The sequence below is a fragment of the Corynebacterium epidermidicanis genome (assembly GCF_001021025.1).
Lineage (GTDB): Bacteria > Actinomycetota > Actinomycetes > Mycobacteriales > Mycobacteriaceae > Corynebacterium > Corynebacterium epidermidicanis.
In genome coordinates, this window is sequence record NZ_CP011541.1 from 1,643,827 (window position 1) to 1,661,848 (window position 18,022).

The window sequence follows — 18,022 nt, forward strand, 5'->3', positions numbered from 1 at the left end:
ACCTTTTCATACTTTCGGCCGACACCGCACGAACACCACGACCGGCTAGAGTTAGGCCCTATGACCGCCCCTGCACTCCGCCCGTCGTGGGTGACGGCGACCCTAACGTGCGCTTTCTTCGGGTTCATCACCTACATCATGTTTTGGCCTCTGACCTTCGACTTTCAAGACATCGAAATGCTGCCTGATTCATATGTCCTCCCCCGCACGGCGTATCTGCTCATGCAGCTCCCCGCCGGGATTGTTAGCATCGCCGGCCTACCGTTTGTACTACGAGGCACTCGCAACGAACGCCCATCTCAATACGTCGTGGCAACAGTAACCATCTCCCTGGGCACCTTCGGCTGCCTGGGCGTCTACGCCGGTTTGCTTGCCATCATCGAGCTAGCTTCTCGACGTTCCATCCGGTGGGCCGCCCTCGCCTCGGCAGCAGGAATCTGCGGGACCGCTCTTAGCCTGTCCGCCGACCCGGATAAATCCAGCATCATTCCGGCTTTCGGGTTATCGTGCGTGGTGATCGTGATATGCCTATTAATTGGGATCAACAAGGGAAAGCGTCGAGAAGCAGCGGCCGCTGCTTGGCAAGAAGCACAACTGAGCGCACGTCACGACGAACGCCTGCGGGTGGCGCGGGACATGCATGACTCCCTCACCCACCGACTCAGCTTGATCTCGGTGCACGCGGGAGTCCTCGAGCTGAGGCAGGACCTGGATGCTGAAGCGCGGGCGAGAGAGGCAGCCACCATCAGGCAACAAGCCGCAGAAGCAGTGGCGGATTTGCAGGACGTGCTGTCTGTGCTGCGGACCGAGCCGGAGTCTGTGGATCCACGGCAAAGCGTGACTGAAATGGTGGCTCAGGCACGCAACGCGGGCATGGACCTCACGCTCGACATCGATCCCAAGGGCGCGGGAAAGTTGGCCAAGCTCAGCACCACTGCTCAACACACTGTGCATCGTATGCTGCAGGAAAGTCTCACCAACGCCCGCAAACACGCTCATGGTGCTCCGGTACACATTCGTGTTTCCGGGGCAGAAGGTCTCCGAGTCTCGGTGAGTAATCCCGGTCCAGCAGCGCCGGGCCCCAGCGGAGTCGGTCTCATCGGGCTCCGCGAGCGCGCCGAACTCAGCGGTGGCAGCCTCACCGTCACCACCGATCCCTTTACCGTGTCTTTGGATCTTCCATGATTCGAGTTGCCATCGCCGACGACGAAGCGCTCATGCGTCACGGCCTGCGCATGCTGGTGGATTCAGCGCCGGACCTGAAATGCATCGGGGAAGCTAGCAACGGAAAAGAAGCCCTCGCCTTGGCTCCTCAGTGCGACGTGCTACTACTCGACTTGCGCATGCCACTGATGGATGGCCTCGAAGCCCTCGAACGTATCAAGGCATTGGGTAGTGGGCCTGAAGTGTTGGTGCTCACGGCGTTCGACACCCAATCAAACGTCCTAGCAGCGCTGAATAACGGCGCAATCGGCTTCTTGCTCAAAACGACACCGCCCCTCCAACTCATCGCAGCGATCCGGGCCGCAGCTGCCAGCCAAACCCTTCTCTCACCTTCCGTGTTGCAAGAACTGCTTGACCGTGCTAGGCCGCGCGCCAGGGATCCACGCATGTCCGCGTTGAGCGAACGGGAACTGGAGGTTGGCCAACTGATCGCCTCTGGTAAGACCAACCAAGAGATTTCCGCGGAACTGTACCTATCGTTGTCAACCGTAAAGACACACATCGCACGAATAATGGAAAAGCTCGACTGCACTAATCGAGTGCAGGTAGCGATAAAGATCCTGGAGCACAACGCCGCCTAGCTTGTCGACGGCGCGTTCCTTCCAGCGCTAGCTATTTGTCAAACTTCAACTTGCTGAGGTCGATGTTCTCCATACCCTTTGGCATCTTGGGCATGCCTGGCATTCCTGGCATACCGCCACCTGCGCCGCCCATTTGTTCCTGGAGCTTCTGCAGCTCGGCCATGTCTGGCATACCACCAGGCATACCACTCATGCCCGGCATTCCGCCCGGCATCTTTGGGCCGCGGTTCTTGATCGGCTTCTTCTTACCGTTCTTGCCCTTGCGGGTCTTGCGCTGCTTCTTCGTGGCCGAGCCACCCATGCCACCCATACCCATCTGACCAGCCATCTTGCCCATCATCTTCTTCGCTTCGAAGAAGCGCTCGACAAGATTGTTTACGTCAGCCACGGCGACACCAGAACCGTTGGCGATGCGCTTGCGCCGGGACGCATTCAGAATGGATGGATCCTGTCGTTCTGCAGGGGTCATGCCCCGAATGATGGCCTGGATGCGGTCCAGATGCTTTTCATCGACCATGTCGGCCATTTGGGACATCTGTTTGCCACCAGGCAGCATTTTCAAGATGTTGCCGATGGGCCCCATGCGGCGGATCATCAGCATTTGATCGAGGAAGTCTTCCAGCGTCAGTTCGCCAGTGCCCATCTTCTGGGCCGCTTGCATGGCCTTTTCTTGATCCAGGTGGGCCTCTGCCTGTTCGATCAGGGTGAGCATATCGCCCATACCGAGGATCCGGCTGGCCATGCGTTCTGGGTGGAAGACGTCGAAGTCTTCAAGTTTTTCGCCCGTGGAGGCAAACATGATTGGCTTGCCAGTCACCTCACGGATCGATAGCGCGGCACCACCGCGGGCGTCGCCATCAAGCTTGGTCAAAACCACACCGGTGAAGTCCACGCCATCGCGGAACGCCTGAGCGGTCTGCACGGCGTCCTGACCGATCATCGCGTCGATGACGAACAGAACTTCATCAGGGTTCACGGCGTCGCGAATGTTGCGGGCCTGCTGCATTAGGGTTTCGTCGATACCCAAGCGACCGGCGGTGTCCACGATCACGACGTCGCGCTGCTGTCGCTTAGCTTCCTCAATGCCTTCGCGAGCCACCGCAACCGGGTCGCCGTGCGAAGTGCCCATCTCGTGTTCGAGGGTGTCAATGGCAGTGCCGGGATCAGGTGCGAACGTCGGTACGCCTGCGCGCTCACCGACGATCTGCAGCTGTTGGACTGCGCCGGGACGCTGCAAGTCACAAGCTACCAGCATAGGGGTGTGCCCCTGCTTGACCAGGTGCTTCGCGAGCTTACCAGCCAAAGTGGTCTTACCTGCACCCTGCAGACCCGCGAGCATGATGACCGTGGGTGGGTTCTTCGCATAAGAAAGCCGCCGGGTTTCACCGCCGAGGATTTCCACCAGTTCCTCGTTGACAATCTTGATGACCTGCTGCGCAGGGTTCAGCGCCTCGGAAACCTCCGCACCAGCGGCGCGCTCCTTGATGCGCTTGATGAAGCCACGGACGACGGTCAGCGAGACGTCGGCTTCCAAGAGAGCTAGGCGAATCTCACGCGCGGTGGCGTTGATGTCGGCCTCCGAAAGCTTGCCCTTGCCACGCAGACCGGTCAGGGCTGATTGGAGGCGGTCGGACAAAGATTCAAACACGTCTATTGCTCCCTAGTCTTGGATGGATTCGTACCTATGTTAGTAGACCGACCAAGCGAACCACTATTTCCTACGGATTGTTCGCTAACGGCCGTCGAAAAGCGGGAGCATGAGTTAAATGCATCACATTTTGAATTGCTGTCAAGCGCATCTACACGTTAAGGGTATTGTCATTGCATGGAAAACAGCTTACGAATACCTGGAAGCAACTTACGGTGCACAGCTCACATCTTCGCAAGTTCGCCCGCAAAAATACGCTGACTTTTCTGCTGGCTTTCGGAATTTTTCTTGGGACGGGACTTCTAGTTCTGCACCCAAGTTTTGGCGTCCTTTCGGCAGCTGGGCCATCGACTAGCGAATACGTGAGCGATTCAGGGTACCCAGACATCCAGACGAAGCATATAATCGACAAAACTGCCCAGATCGAAACCCAATACCCGGTCACCTCGAATGCCACACTAAACGCGGAGCTAGAAGCCTACATCGACGCCACTCCCGGGAATAAAAAAGGCTACGAACTGTCCTACCTCAATGACCAGTTACTTTCGGTGGTCGTGGTAGCAAAGCTAGACGACGGCAGCCCGCAGCGCACTCCCCCCAACGACCTTCTCGCGAGTGGACGGCAAAGCCCTAACAGTGGCAGGCCTCATGCATGACAGTGAATCGATCCAAGCCTTCCATGCGTACGCGCGGGGGCAGCTGCTGAATTGGGCACAATCTCAAAGGCCACTGTCAGAACAACAACGCCAGCTAATCCAGCACCATGAGTTCGACAACTTCGGGATCACAGATGGCAATAAGCTAGTTTTCCAAATTCCCGAGCCAATCGCAGGCACAACAACCGACTTCACCTTACCTGCGGAAAACCTGCGCCCCTACCTAACTGCAGAGAGCGCATTTGGGCTTTTGGGCTTGCCGGAACAGGCCCCTGCCCGCGACCTGAGTCAGTGCCCACACAACTGCGTGGCAATCACCTACGATGATGGTCCGGAAGACGCGACTCCCCGGGTCCTTGATGCCCTGCAGAAGCGAGGCGCCCACGCAACCTTCTTCACCATCGGTCAAAAGGTCGCGCTTCGCCCCGAAATGGTCCAACGCATCGTTGCCGAGGGCAACGAGGTTGGCAACCATTCCTGGAGCCACCCAAAACTAAACACGCTTACTGCCGGACAGATCTCTTATCAGCTCTCAGATACAAACAACGCCATCAACAAAGCAATCGGTACCACTCCCAAAGTAATGCGCCCACCTTATGGAGCAACCAATAGCACTGTCGCCGCCGTAGCCGAAAGCTTTGGCCAATCAGTAGTGATGTGGACCATCGACTCCAAGGACTGGTTGAACCGCGACCCACAAATAGTTTGTTCCCGCGCGGTCGACAGCGCTCAGCCCGGATCAATCATCCTGATGCACGACATGCACAACACCACTGCGGATGCCACTCCTTGCGTAATTGAGGGGCTCCAGCAGCGAGGCTTCACGCTGGTGACGGTGAGCGAACTCAAGCACAGTCAATCTTGGGACGGAAAGTAGCTCGGCTAGAGGGCTTGATCTCCTCGTTCACCAGTGCGGATTCGCACGGCATCTTCCACCCGGGTCACCCAGATTTTTCCATCGCCGACTTTGCCGGTCCGGGCTGATTTCACAATGGCATCGATGACCTGCTCGACGAACTGCTCGTGAATGAGCACCTCGATTTTGGATTTCGCCACATAGTCCGGCGTGTAGGTCGCCCCACGGTAGACCTCACTATGGCTCTTTTGCATTCCGAACCCCTGGACTTCGGAAACAGTCATGCCGTGGCACCCCAGGTCAGTGAGTGCCGCGCGGACGTCGTCAAGCATAAAGGGCTGGATTACAGCACTGATGAGGAGCATTACTTACCTTCCATTCCAAGGGCGTCGTAGGCGGTTTCGCCGTGCACGTGAGCATCAATACCGCCGTGTTCGATAGCCCGATCAACACGCCAGCCCATTACCTTTTCGAGGATCCAACCAATAATCGCGGTGAGTACACCCGTGTAGAGCATCGTCGCAGCTGCCACGACAATCTGCACGATTAACAGCTTGAGGCCGTACCAGCCGCCGCCCATAAACAGGCCGATGTGATCGGCGAGCAGCGCAAGGCCAATTGTGCCCCAGATACCGGCGACGAGGTGCACGCCGACAACATCGAGGGAGTCATCAAACTTAAACCGAAACTTCAAAGCAACGCCAAGTGCCGCGAGAATCCCACCGATGAATCCAAGCACCAGAGAGGTTACCGGGTTTAAGACGCCTGCCGCGGGTGTGATGGATACCAGTCCAGCAACAATGCCGGAGGCAGCGCCGAGTGATGTCGCGTGACCGTCTCGGAGCTTCTCAGCAAGCAACCAGCCGAGGATACCCGCTGCCGCCGCGCAGGTGGTGTTGAGTGTTGCTAGTCCTGCGAGCCAGCTCGCACTGTGCGCCGATCCGCCATTGAATCCGAACCAACCAAACCACAGCAACGCCGCACCCAACATCACGAAGGGAAGGTTGTGCGGTCGGTGCGCCGTCTTCAAGAAGGTGTGCCGGCGGCCTACACAAATAGCCAATAAAAGCGCTGCTGTACCGGCGGAAATGTGAATTGCAATACCACCTGCGAAATCAACCGGTGGCACCGCTGCTTCTTCACCATCACGCCCGAACATCCACCCCGAGAGAGATTCGGCCTTCTCCGATAGAAATCCACCTCCCCACACCATGTGTACAAGCGGGAAATACACAAAAGTGGACCACAAACCAGTGAAGACAAGCCAGGTACCGAACTTCACGCGGTCAGCCAACGCTCCAGAAATCAAGGCGCAGGCGATCACCGCGAAGGTGAGCTGGTAGCCCACCTCGATCACCTTTGGATAACCGAACGAGGACATGATCGGCGCATCGGCCGTACCAATAGTGTTGCGCAACCCAAAATATTCGAAGGGATTGCCAAAAATGCCCAATACTGATTGATCACCGTAGGACATTGACCAGCCCCACAACACGTACACCACAGTGACAACACCCAGCGAACCGAAAGACATCATCATCATGTTGAGCACCGATTTTTGGCGGGACATGCCACCATAAAACAGCGCGAGCGCCGGTGTCATGAAGAGCACCAACGCTGTCGAAATTAACATCCACGGGATGTTTGCTAGATTCTCCGCATTCACGACGGGCTCCCTTTTCTCTCTTAACCCACAAAGGGCCCATCGACTCTGAAACTAATACATCTAATTTAGGACTCCTGTTCCTGCATAAGAATTTCTAATCCGGGTTTTATTCACGGTCTTTCAATAGCAGCTGCTTACGCAAAGAACCTGCCTAGGGTTAAGTAAAGAAAAGTGTGTCTCTGATGTGCGTTTTCCGCAGTGTTGTTGGCCTGAAGCCAGTATTTACTGTGGTCTGGGAGCCGTAGCCCGCTCGATGTCGTCCCTTCGGTGTAGTCGGACTACCGCTGCGGGATTATATTCATGAAAAAACGCTGCTCTACGTAGTCGGACTACGCCGAAGCGACGACATAGCACTTATGCAGCACACCCGCACCGCCGGCGACACGCCGACCGGACACACGTTTCTTTACTTACCCCCCTGCCTACGGATTTCCGCAGGCAGGTTCTTCAGCTTTTCAATGCCTCATGGCTATGCCAACAGGGCGTCGACAAAGCTTTCTACCTCGAATGGAGCCAGGTGGTCTGCACCTTCACCGAGACCCACGAGCTTCACCGGCACACCCAGCTCTTCTTGGACCTGGAAGACAATGCCGCCCTTCGCGGTGCCGTCCAGCTTGGTCAACACCACGCCGGTAATGTCCACGACGTCGCGGAACGTGCGGGCCTGGATGAGGCCGTTCTGCCCGACGGTTGCGTCGAGGACCAGCAGAACCTCATCGACCTTGGCCTTTTTCTCCACCACGCGCTTGACCTTGCCCAGCTGATCCATCAGGCCAACCGAGGTGTGCAGGCGGCCGGCGGTATCAATCAGCACCACGTCGGCTTGGGTTTCCACGCCCTTCGCCACGGCATCGAACGCCACGGAAGCCGGATCTGCGCCCTCGGCGCCGCGGACAGTCTCCGCACCTACGCGACGCCCCCACGTCTCAAGCTGGTCAGCGGCAGCCGCACGGAAGGTATCAGCCGCGCCAAGAAGAACCTTATGCCCCATCGACACGAGCACACGGGCAAGCTTGCCGGTAGTAGTGGTCTTACCGGTGCCGTTCACACCGACCACCAAGACCACCGCAGGCTTGCCTTCATAAGGCATCGCCTTGATCGAACGATCCAGCTCTGGGCGCCCAATCTCAATCAGCGTCTCGCGCAGCATGGCCTTCGCCTCTGCCTCGGAAGACACGCCTCGCTCGGCGATCTTTTCGCGCAGCATCTCAACTGCTTTCACCGAGGTGTTAGCACCAAGGTCAGCCATGATGAGCTGATCTTCGATTTCTTCCCACGCATCCTCGTCAAGGTCACCTGCGGAAAGCATGCCCAGCACTGACTGCCCCAGGAAGTTGTTCGACTTAGCGAGCTTGCCACGCAGCTTACCCAGGCGCCCCGCTGCGGGTTCAATCTCGTCCAACGGCTGCGGTGCCGGCACAGGCTCGGTATCAGGGGCCGGGGTCTGTGCTAGCGCAGCCTCGGCACCCTCAGCGGTAGCGCTCGCAGCTACGGCGGCTTCCTCAGCCTCCGCTGCGATGTCCGCTTCCGCGGGCTTATCGACGGCCTCTTCCACATCTTCCTCAGGCATCAGAGACGCTGCAGCCGGTTCAGTATGCACCGGTTCGACCTCCGCCACAGCCTCGACCTCATCGGATTTATCTTCGCGTTCGACTTTGCGCAAGGTCATCGGCTCTGGTTCCACTGGTTGTGGCTGATGTGCAGGTTCGGCAGGCGCTGCTGGCCCGGAAGGAGCTACTGGTTGCACCGGATCCTTAACCTGCGGTGCCTGTTGAGCTTGAATTGGCGTCGTTTCTGCCAACTGCTGATTAGGAAGCAGTTCTTGTTTCTGCTTCGCGGGCGCAAAGTTGAACCCACTCTGAGCCGTGTAATTACCGCTCTTTTCTTGCTGGGTAAGTTCTTTTGTCTTCTCGTTGTCCTTGGAGAACGAAATTGTCTTTGCCTTTTTGCGTTGGTTTCCGAGCACCACGAGGAGCACAACCAAAAGCAGCAGGACAACAACCGCACCAATAATGAGATAAGTGGTATTCATGCTGTCCATACTGTCAGGTTGAGGCACCGTCCTGCCACTTGAACCGAGCCAACAGAGCTTGCGGTGCCCAATCGTGCATCACTTTCCCCAAAAATGGGGAGAATCGCGAGCGGAGCTAGATACCGGGGTACTTGACCGCCAACACCATCGCGTCGGCAGCAATCAGGTCGCCAGTCACCAGGTCCGGGACGATCTCGGCCAACTCCGCCCAATAAGACGAGGCCTTCATCAGCAGTTTCGGCTTACCCATCAAGCCGTGCGCATGCATGCGCGCAGCCAACGCGAAAACCAACGAGGCAACGGGAGCCAAAGCCCAGTGGTTTTCCCGAGCATTCGTGTCTACCCCATCGAGCTTGTCGAAACGCACGCGCGCCGAGGCATAGATCGAACGATTATTGCCTTTGAGCGCTCTCAAGGTGCTGACCATCGTCTGGATCACGGTCTCGTCGGAAAGCAGCCGGGTGAGTTCGGCCCGCTTGTGGAAGGCTTCCATCACCGCGAGCAGACGGGCCGAGTCATCCATGATCGCGCCTGGTACGATATCGCCCTGCGCAAAAAGAACTTCCAACAGTGCCTTTTGCTGGGCCTCGTCCATGAGTGCAAGTTGGACGGTGCCGCGGTCAATGCACGCAGTATCCAGGGTGTTGTCTCGACCTGTTGCCAGTGCCTCCACCAATCTTTTACCTGCGATAGCCTCAAGCGCTTTGACTACATCTCGGGTGCTTTCCTCGGCTTCGATCAAGGCAGGCAGCTGCCCCATGAGCTCTAAGGCTCCCATCCACGGGCTTCGGTGTGTCTCCGAAGTACCCACGGATGCGAACTGGCCTAGAATCAATCCGGAGGCGATAATACGACCAGGCTGCTTTTCTGCAGGAACGAGCGAGGCTGACAAGCCATCAAGCGCTGCAGCCGGGTTCGAAGACAGCGCCGCCAACACTGCTTCCCGGTTGTGGTGTTCGCCCTTCCAGCTGGCCAAATAGTCCCACAGCACCGGCATGACGGCGGCGTCATCCGGGGCCACTTCGCTCTCCCCAGCTAGGAAAGCCGACAACTGGGAAAAAACTTCCTCTTGATCTGCGAAGAATCCCGGCTGTACCACTCGCTGAGCGGCCGCAGTTGGCGCGTACGGAGCTCGCAACACATTAAACGGGTCCGAGGAATGCACATCAATGATGAGGTCGCCTGCCGCAACCAAATTCGCTGGCAGCGGTGTGCGCACACCCGCAATGTCAAGGGAAACCGCAGGCATCCACGGCGCTGTTGCCGACCACAGCCAAGCGGCCAGCGGCCGATCCGTGGCGAGACCAGTCAGGACGAGGTCACCGTCCTCGATGCTCATCGCCTCAAAATGCTGCAGCGTGTCAATATCAGCGAGGTTTACCGACGCCCGCTTTTTGCTACGCGGATCCGTCCATTCCAACTCGAGGCGCCCAGTCATCATCGTCGTGGCCAACTGAGCCATCGGTGCTGTGTACGTCACCCCATCCTGCGTGGTGAGCTTCACCGTACGCACCGGCGCACCATGCTGGTTACGCAGGCTCACCATTGGCCGGCCCAAATTCGCACCCGCCCGGAGCCGCAGCGTCCCCTCGGCGTCCAGGTCCGCCGCCCGGCAGCTAATCCGGGTCGTACGCCACAATGCAGGCTTTCCGACGAGCGGAAGCTCAAACTGCAGACGTGGCGGAATAAACCTGATCGGCAACTGGTCGCCAGGATCGTTGGTCACCGCGAATGTCGCGTCCGCTGCATCCGGGGCGACTTCAATAGTGCGTGGCTGCACCTCAAATGGCTTCGTCGTGGGCTTGACCAGCAACACTGCTTCCGAAAGCCCACCTGCAGCTGGAATTCGAACGGATCGGACCAGGCCAGCGAAATCAGTGGCGGCAGCCATCCCTTCGACGATGGCGAACTCGTGGCGGAAAGACTCATTGCGCGGGCCACGTAAGCGCACTAGATACTCGCCAATCCACGGATCGTCGTAGGCCTCGGGGTCAAAAATGTCGAAGCTGCCACCCTCCGCAGGGACTTCAACAGGCTCCTCCGAGGAGACCTCAACACCAGCTGCACCTACCCCGGCGAAGCTAGAGATAGACAGATACCAGGTTTCATCAGCGCCAGAAAGAGTCGGAGGGAAGTCCACAATGAGGCTAGCCGTATGCACGGGCAGCCCCGCGAGAGTGCGGAGATTCTCCACGGCCGGGCCTGGATCCCGGAAAGTGACGCGTTGACGCGGGCTGATTGCCCGCACCGGGCGGACCGGAGAAATCTGCTGCCCGGGGCGAACCGCCTGGAGCGAATCAGCGCGAGAGGTGTCGAGCACTCGACACACCCAGGAGTCCCAGCCCTCGACTGGGAATTCTTTCACGATTGGCAGTGGCTTGGACGTTACGACGTCGACAAGCTCGGTGTCCGCCGGGCACAACACCTGCAGCGATGAGTAGTGCACCGAAGCCTTAGCGGAAATGTCACGGCCCTTCGGATTGAACACCACAATCGGGTCATCGGAATTGATCACGGGGACGTTCCAGGTGATCCCGTTCGTGGAGTCGACGACGGTCAGCTCGCGAATGGCATGGTCAAGGGTGATGTCCAGTAGCTCGGAATACTCCGAGGTGTCACCCCACGGACGGCCCGTTCGGAAGATGCGCGTGGTGCCTTCCTGGCTGACGCGCCACAGAATCTCGGCGCCGGCAGCAATGCGCTGTTCGGGCAGCCGCAGGCACACCTTCTGGCGCTCTGCGTCCAAAATGATCCGCGGACGCATTTCGCGAGTAGCTACGCCCACCGCGTTGCGCCGATCCACGGTGCCGGCAGGACGTTCCTTGAGCTCTTCGATCACCGAGTCTGCGATCAGCGGGGCCAGTTGCAAGTGAGAGCGGTCGCGGTCCAACCACGAGGTGGGGTGCTGCAACGAGAAGTCACGCAGCTGCTCGATGCCTGCAAACACTTTGTCGTGGTGGCTCCCCTGTGGAAGGTCGAGGGTGCGGTGGTCGAAATCAGGGGCATCCATCGCCTCCAGCACCGCTGGGATTTTCGCCGAGGTGACGCCGGTGTGCAGCTCCAAGCTCTCTACGGGATCATCGGAAAACACCTCCAACCCGAGTTGGCTGAGCAAAGGGAGGATGCGGGAGGTGACGGCGTCGATTAGCGCTGGCGAGGGGGTAATTTCCAGCCCGCCGAGGTATTCCACCGGAAAGTTTTCCGGAGCGACCATCCGGGAGGCGCGTTTGATGAGTGTGGTCGCGGTGAGGGCCGGCATGACGTCGATGAGGGCACCGAAGTCCGCACCTGCAGAGAGCTGACGGCGCACGAAAGTGCCAAAGAAGCGCTCGATGCGTTGGAGCTCGTCGCGGGAGAGGCCAGAGTTTGGGAAAAAGTCGATGTCGCTTAGTGTTTGGGAAAGTTGAAGTTCTGTTTGTGAGGCCCAGCCCAGCAGCGAGTCCATGGGATCGGCGATGGGATGTGCTCCAGAGGCGCTCATCGGGTTTTTTCCTACCTTTTCAATTCATAAAATGGCCAGATTACTTCGGTGGCAGAGTTGCCTTTCCAGCATAGCGGGCAACCTAGGTAGCAGGACTCATACGTTGGCTGATGACGCGGGTCACCCCGTCGCCACGCATGGTCACGCCGTAGAGCACATTTGCCACATCCATGGTTGGCTTTTGGTGGGTAATCACGATGAGCTGACTAGACTCCCGCAGCTTTTCAAACAGGGCAATCAACCGTCGCAAGTTCGTGTCATCGAGGGCAGCTTCGACCTCGTCCATGACATAGAACGGGCTGGGGCGAGCCTTGAAAATAGCAACCAACATGGCAAGTGCTGTCAGTGATTTCTCGCCACCCGAAAGCAAGGTCAGTCGCTTGACTTTTTTGCCTGGCGGTCGGGCCTCGACTTCGATGCCGGTAGCGAGCATGTCCTCCGGGTCTGTGAGTACCAGTCGCCCTTGGCCGCCCGGAAACAGCGTCTCAAAGACTGCGGGGAATTCACGCTCGACGTCATGCCACGCATCGGTGAACAGCTGCAGGATCTTTGCGTCGACATCGGTGATCACGTCTGTCAGGTCCTTGCGCGCCCGCTGCACGTCCGCGAGCTGGCCGGCTAGGAACTCATAGCGCTCCTCCAGCGCTTTGAATTCTTCCAAGGCCAGTGGATTGACCTTACCCAGCGAGTTCAGCGCCTTTTCCGCCTTCTTAAGACGCTCCTGCTCCGCCGCCTTGTCGAAGTCTTCGCCCGGCGCGTATTCCGCCAGCAGCACTTCGATCGGTACCCCCAACTGCCCTTCGGCTTGCGCTTGGGCTTCCTCAATCCTGACTTGTGCCTGCGAACGGGCGATGTCGGAGGCATGTTTGTTGTCCGAGAGCCGGTTCAGCTGTACCTGGATGGCGTGGGCGCTGTCTTTGACCTGGGCCAGTTTGGCATTGAGTTGTGACTTGACGAGAGCGGTTTCTTCCCGTCGCGTCGCGGCCCGCGCAGTGGCATCGGATACGCGGTCATGAATGAGCTCAGCGTTGCGAGCCACCGCACGGGCGAGCTCGACCTTGGCCTTACGTGTGGCCATGGCAGCTTCGTGCCGAATTTTGGCTTGGCGCTCGTGCGTTGCTTGTCGACGCAGCTGATCTCCCCGACCGCGTTGTTGCCCGGCGCGCTCCTCGGCGGTCCGCAGTGACAGTCGTGCTTCCATCTCCATCGCTTTGACCTGGGCGAGCGCAGTTGCAGCTTCGTCGCGTGCTTGTGTCGATGGCTCTGTTGGTTCGTCGGTGTCCTCGACGCGGGAAAGTCGGTCGAGGGTTTCCGCTAGTTGTTGTTCGAGCTCTGCGACACGCACTTCCGCTGCGGTAACACGCGCGGCCATGCGTTCGTGTTCGTTTTTGGATGCCTCCGTCTGTTTCGCGAGGCGATCGGCGTCGCGCTGCAGGCTCTGGGTTGCGGTGTCGTGGTCTCGAAGCGCCGCCTTGGCTGCGGCTGAGGCGATTTGGGCTTCATCATAGGCAGACTGAGCACCGGCGAAGGTTCCGGAGATCTCTTTGAGCTGCTCTTTGGTTTGGGCAAGCTCGCTGCTTGCCTCGGCGATGTGGGTAGCGACTTCAACTGTTGAACCGGACCCCGAACCTACCGCGACCCAGCCCTCTCCCACGACCGTGCCTTCGGGCGTGATCGCACGCAGTCGGGGGTCGCTGGCGACGAGTTCGCGGGCGGCATCGAGGTCAGGGACCAGGACGGCGTCGGCAAGCAAGCGGGTCACGGTCCCGGAAACCTGCGGTTGCAAGCTAACTACGTCAAGGAGCCAGCGAGCGTCGGCGGGTAGATCGGCGTCGAGCCGCCAGGTGCCCGTCACAGCGGTCTCAATAACCACTGTGCGGTGGGCGCCAGCGAGCTTGTCGACGGCCGACTGTCCCAATTTCTCGCCGACCAGCGCTTCGGTAGCACTTCCCAACGCTGCGGCAAGGGCGGGTGCATTTTCCTTTGGCACCTGAATCTGGCTGGCTAGCTGCTCGTATTCGGGCAGTAATTCGGCCGCGGCTGATTTCGGTGCGGTTTGCTGCAAGGTGGCGATGCGCGCTTCTAACCCGGAAACGCTGCGTTCCAGGTTGCGTTGTGTGGCTCGGACCTGTTCGAGTCGGGAGTGCGCGGCCGCGGATTCCGCTCCAGTTCTATCGACAGCTTCTTGCAGAGGCTGCCGGTCGCGGGCGCGCTGCTGGTTGTCTTCGCGCAGCGTTGCTTGTTCGCTGGCTGCTGCTTGAACTCGAGATAGTGTTTCCTCAAGCTGTTCAGTTAAGCGTTCGGCATCTTCCTGAGCGCGCTCTAAGGCGCTGCGCTGGGATTCTTCCGCGGCCAACAAGCGCACGACGCCTTCGCGACGGTCCGCGATCGCTCGCACCTGAGCTAGGTGTTCGCGATCCGCCTCGCGCATGATTGCTTCTTGTTCCTCGACCTGTTCGCGGATCGTCTCCAGCCGTTCCCGGCTGATCTCCACAGTTTCATCGAGTTCTTGTTGCTGCTCGTCAGCTTGCTTCGCGCGTGCTTCCAGTTCATCAGGATCTGGACCGGAGTAGGCGATGTCGCCGACTTGGGCATTGGAACGATCTTTGGCGATACGCACGGTTGCCGCGACGCGCTCTGCGAGAGCGGAAAGTTGGAACCACAACTGTTGGGCTTCTTCGGCAGCAGCGGTAGCTGCTTGAAATTCCGTATCGAGCTGAAGCTGCTGCTCGGAGTGTTCTTCTAGCTGTTCCGTGAGGCTTTCTACCTGCTCGGCAAGGATTTTCGCCTGTGACTCAGAGGCATCGAGTTTTTCTTTCAGCTCCGTGAGGTTGGCCGCGGCGAGTCTCAAGCGCGCGTCCCTGAGGTCGGCCTGTACGGTCGCTGCCCGTTGCGCGGCTTCCGCCTGGCGAGCAAGAGGCTTGAGCTGTCGCTTCAGTTCGGCAGTGAGGTCCTGCAGGCGATCAAGATTGGCCTGCATGTTGATGAGCTTGCGCTGGGCCTTTTCTTTGCGCCGCCGGTGTTTAAGCACACCAGCCGCTTCCTCGATGAACGCCCTGCGGTCCTCGGGCTTTGATTCCAAGATTTGCGCGAGGCGTCCCTGCCCTACAATCACATGCATCTCACGGCCAATACCGGAGTCCGACAACAACTCTTGGATGTCCATGAGTCGGGCTTTCGCCCCATTAATTTCGTACTCGCTGGCACCGTCGCGAAACATCCGGCGGGTGACGGAAACCTCGGAATACTCGATAGGCAACGCACCTTCCGAGTTGTCGATGGTAAGCGTCACCTCTGCGCGTCCGAGCGCCTGACGCTGCCCGGCACCTGCGAAAATGACGTCTTCCATTTTGCCACCGCGCAGTGTCTTCGCACTGTGTTCGCCCATCACCCACGCCAAGGCATCCACAACGTTTGACTTACCCGAGCCGTTGGGGCCAACGACCGCACAGATTCCGGGTTCAAATTTTAGGGTCGTCGATGACGCGAAAGACTTAAATCCTTTGAGCGTCAGCGATTTCAAGTGCACCGCTTGATAATAACAAGTGGGCCTATTGTCTTTGACTCGCGGCGCAGGAGCACCCGCTAGCGTTCGCGAAAGCCCTGCTCCCCCTGTGGTTGTCCCCACTGCTCAACGACAAGGGTGACTTCTCCGGGGCGTCGATGGTTCGTTGGTATTTCTTTTAGCCGCGTGAGGAGATCCTCGCAGCGGGCGGCTGGTCCCTCGGCCACCACGTACACGCGACCGTCAGCAAGGTTCGTTGCGCTGCCGGCGAGTCCGAGCTCTAGCGCTTGGGACTTTGTCCACCAGCGAAAGCCAACACCTTGCACGGTTCCATGCACGAATGCGATCAGTCTCTTGTTTTCCATCGCCTCCTCCTCTTCCTCGAAGGTACCGGGTTGAAGAACGAAAACACCGCACCACGCCTTCGTCGACGTGCTGCGGTGCCTTCATGCTGGCTGAAAACTAGCGGTGGGTCAGCGGGTCTGAACCATCCCAGCATTCCATGCCGTCCCAACCGCGGATGCCGGGGACGTCATCACGGTGGAACACGGGATTTAATCCCTGTTTGCGCTGCTCTGCGAAGTTCTTCAACAGTGCTACCGCGATGCCACCCATCGGAAGGATAGCGATGAGGTTCACGGTGGCCATCAGACCGGAAAAGACGTCAGCAAGAGCCCAGACGAGCGGGACGGACCCAAGCGCACCACCAAACACGCACAGCACCACGAGCACCCGGTAGCCGTTCAGCAGGCCCTTTGAGTTGGAGGCAAACTCAATGTTGCTTTCCCCGTAGTAGTAGTTACCAATCACGGAGGAAAACGCCAGGAAGATGATGACGACCGTGAGGAAGTGGATTCCCCAGCTGCCCACGTTAGAGGCCAGGGCGTTCTGGGTCATTTCCATGCCTGTGAGGTTGCTATCGACGTCGCCACGCGCCAGCAAAATGATAAAGGCGGTGATGGAACAGACGACGATCGTGTCGAAGTAAACACCCAAGGTTTGAATCAAACCCTGCTTGACGGGGTGGGACACCGAAGCGGTCGCAGCGGCGTTCGGCACTGAGCCCATACCGGCTTCGTTGGAGAACAGGCCACGCTGCACGCCCTTCATGATGACCGTGCCCAACGTGGCTCCCGCGAACTCACGGATCCCGAACGCGTGTGTCCAAATCGACCACACCATGCCCGGCACCTTATCGATGTTGATCGCGATCACAATAACGCCGATCACGATATACATCACTGCCATGACCGGCACGATGACCTGCGTAAAGTTGGCGATGCGCTGGACGCCACCGAACACGATCATCGCGGTCAGCGCCGCCAAGATCAGGCCGACGATGATGTTGGTGATCAGCGGGTCGGAATCGAACGAGGTCACGACAGCTGCCGAAATCGAGTTCGACTGCACCGCATTGAACACGAAACCATAGGTGACAGTGATGAGCAGGACAAACAACATCGCCGCCCACTTGAGCTTCCACACCTTGGTGATGTAGTACGCCGGGCCACCTCGGTACGAGGCGTGATCTTTGACCTTGAATGCCTGGGCCAGCGTGGACTCGACGAACGACGTCGCGCCACCCATCAACGCCAACATCCACATCCAGAACACAGCGCCGGGGCCACCCGTCGAAATGGCAATCGCCACTCCTGCAACATTGCCCGTGCCGACGCGCGAAGCTGCCGAAATCGTGAATGCCTTAAACGCCGAAATGCCCTTTTGGCCTTCAGCAATGTCCGACGGCTTCTCGACGATCACCTTGAACATATCCGGGATGTAGCGGATCTGCACGAGCAACGTCGTAATGCCGAACCACACACCCGCGATAACCAGCAACGCGATGACCAGCAACCAATACTTTTCGTTGAATACACCTATGTATTCCACAAGTTTGTCCATGCGTGAAACTATATCGAGACTGTGACAGGCTGAACAATTCAAAATCGCCTGGTTGCCTTTTAGTTCTTTGAGGTGCCTCGTGATTAGGGTCGAGTGGCGAGGTGCCAGGCTAAGGCTCATAGACCTGCGTGCTGGGTGATTTACGGACGCGGTAGGGCGACGATTCGAGTTTTGGGCTCCACTACCGCCCGCCAAAACATGGAGGCTGCAAAGGCTCTATGTCGTCCCTTCGGCGAAGTCAGACTACCTAAACGTGGTTTTATTCACGATTTTTGGCCCTTCTGTGTAGTCCGACTGCACCGAAGGGACGACATAGAGGGTTTGACGCCCCGCCCCCGGAAGCAACTGGCCGTGAATCTGCCCATCGCCAGAGCTCCTAGCCGGACACTCCGACCTTTGTTTTCTCCGCTTAAGTAATGCCATGCTCGATAATCTTTGCCGGGAAGCGATCCAAGCTGAACTAGCTACGCT

The 18,022-nt window shown here is 58.5% G+C and carries 12 protein-coding genes; 4 read left to right on the forward strand and 8 right to left on the reverse strand.

The features are described 5' to 3' along the window. Positions 1-60: 60 nt before the first annotated feature. Together CEPID_RS12490 and CEPID_RS07665 are read left to right on the forward strand one after the other, a co-directional pair. The gene (locus CEPID_RS12490) at positions 61-1,185 is read left to right on the forward strand and encodes a sensor histidine kinase (protein ID WP_052843440.1); all 1,125 of its coding nucleotides are present in this window, start codon (positions 61-63) and stop codon (positions 1,183-1,185) included. Further along, positions 1,182-1,805 carry a response regulator transcription factor gene (locus tag CEPID_RS07665; RefSeq protein WP_047240473.1) on the forward strand — a complete coding sequence of 208 codons (624 nt, stop codon included), beginning with the start codon at positions 1,182-1,184 and terminating at the stop codon, positions 1,803-1,805. Before CEPID_RS12490 ends, CEPID_RS07665 begins: the two co-directional genes overlap by 4 nt. Before the next feature lie 31 nt (positions 1,806-1,836). On the opposite strand, the gene ffh is transcribed toward CEPID_RS07665, so the two are convergent. Continuing rightward, on the reverse strand, positions 1,837-3,453 hold the full coding sequence (gene ffh / locus CEPID_RS07670; protein WP_047240474.1) for a signal recognition particle protein: 1,617 nt from the start codon (positions 3,451-3,453) through the stop codon (positions 1,837-1,839). A gap of 362 nt (positions 3,454-3,815) precedes the next feature. Here ffh and CEPID_RS13140 point away from each other — a divergent pair, with 362 nt between their 5' ends. Continuing rightward, a complete protein-coding gene (locus CEPID_RS13140; RefSeq protein WP_144413481.1) occupies positions 3,816-4,109 on the forward strand; it encodes a hypothetical protein in 294 nt (97 codons plus the stop codon). Continuing rightward, complete coding sequence (locus CEPID_RS12495) at positions 4,102-4,986, forward strand: polysaccharide deacetylase family protein (protein WP_052843442.1); 885 nt, start codon at positions 4,102-4,104, stop codon at positions 4,984-4,986. The genes CEPID_RS13140 and CEPID_RS12495 overlap by 8 nt, the downstream gene beginning before the upstream one ends. 5 nt (positions 4,987-4,991) lie before the next feature. On the opposite strand, the gene CEPID_RS07685 is transcribed toward CEPID_RS12495, so the two are convergent. From CEPID_RS07685 to CEPID_RS07715, 7 genes are all read right to left on the reverse strand, one after another. After that, a complete protein-coding gene (locus CEPID_RS07685; protein ID WP_047240476.1) occupies positions 4,992-5,330 on the reverse strand; it encodes a P-II family nitrogen regulator in 339 nt (112 codons plus the stop codon). Beyond that, the gene (locus CEPID_RS07690) at positions 5,330-6,598 is read right to left on the reverse strand and encodes an ammonium transporter (RefSeq protein ID WP_144413561.1); all 1,269 of its coding nucleotides are present in this window, start codon (positions 6,596-6,598) and stop codon (positions 5,330-5,332) included. Before CEPID_RS07690 ends, CEPID_RS07685 begins: the two co-directional genes overlap by 1 nt. Before the next feature lie 502 nt (positions 6,599-7,100). Continuing rightward, positions 7,101-8,663, reverse strand: coding sequence for a signal recognition particle-docking protein FtsY (gene ftsY / locus CEPID_RS07695; RefSeq protein WP_047241428.1), 1,563 nt, complete (start codon positions 8,661-8,663; stop codon positions 7,101-7,103). A 115-nt stretch (positions 8,664-8,778) separates the two neighbouring features. After that, entirely contained in the window at positions 8,779-12,144 is a 3,366-nt protein-coding gene (locus tag CEPID_RS07700; protein ID WP_047240478.1) for a hypothetical protein, read from the reverse strand. A gap of 82 nt (positions 12,145-12,226) precedes the next feature. Then, positions 12,227-15,673 (reverse strand): chromosome segregation protein SMC, encoded by a 3,447-nt coding sequence (gene smc / locus CEPID_RS07705; protein WP_047240479.1) that lies wholly within the window; start codon positions 15,671-15,673, stop codon positions 12,227-12,229. Between the two features lie 56 nt (positions 15,674-15,729). Further along, the gene (locus CEPID_RS07710) at positions 15,730-16,014 is read right to left on the reverse strand and encodes an acylphosphatase (protein WP_047240480.1); all 285 of its coding nucleotides are present in this window, start codon (positions 16,012-16,014) and stop codon (positions 15,730-15,732) included. Between the two features lie 97 nt (positions 16,015-16,111). Continuing rightward, positions 16,112-17,551: an alanine/glycine:cation symporter family protein gene (locus CEPID_RS07715; protein WP_047240481.1), complete on the reverse strand. Its 1,440-nt coding sequence runs from the start codon at positions 17,549-17,551 to the stop codon at positions 16,112-16,114. Positions 17,552-18,022 lie beyond the last annotated feature (471 nt).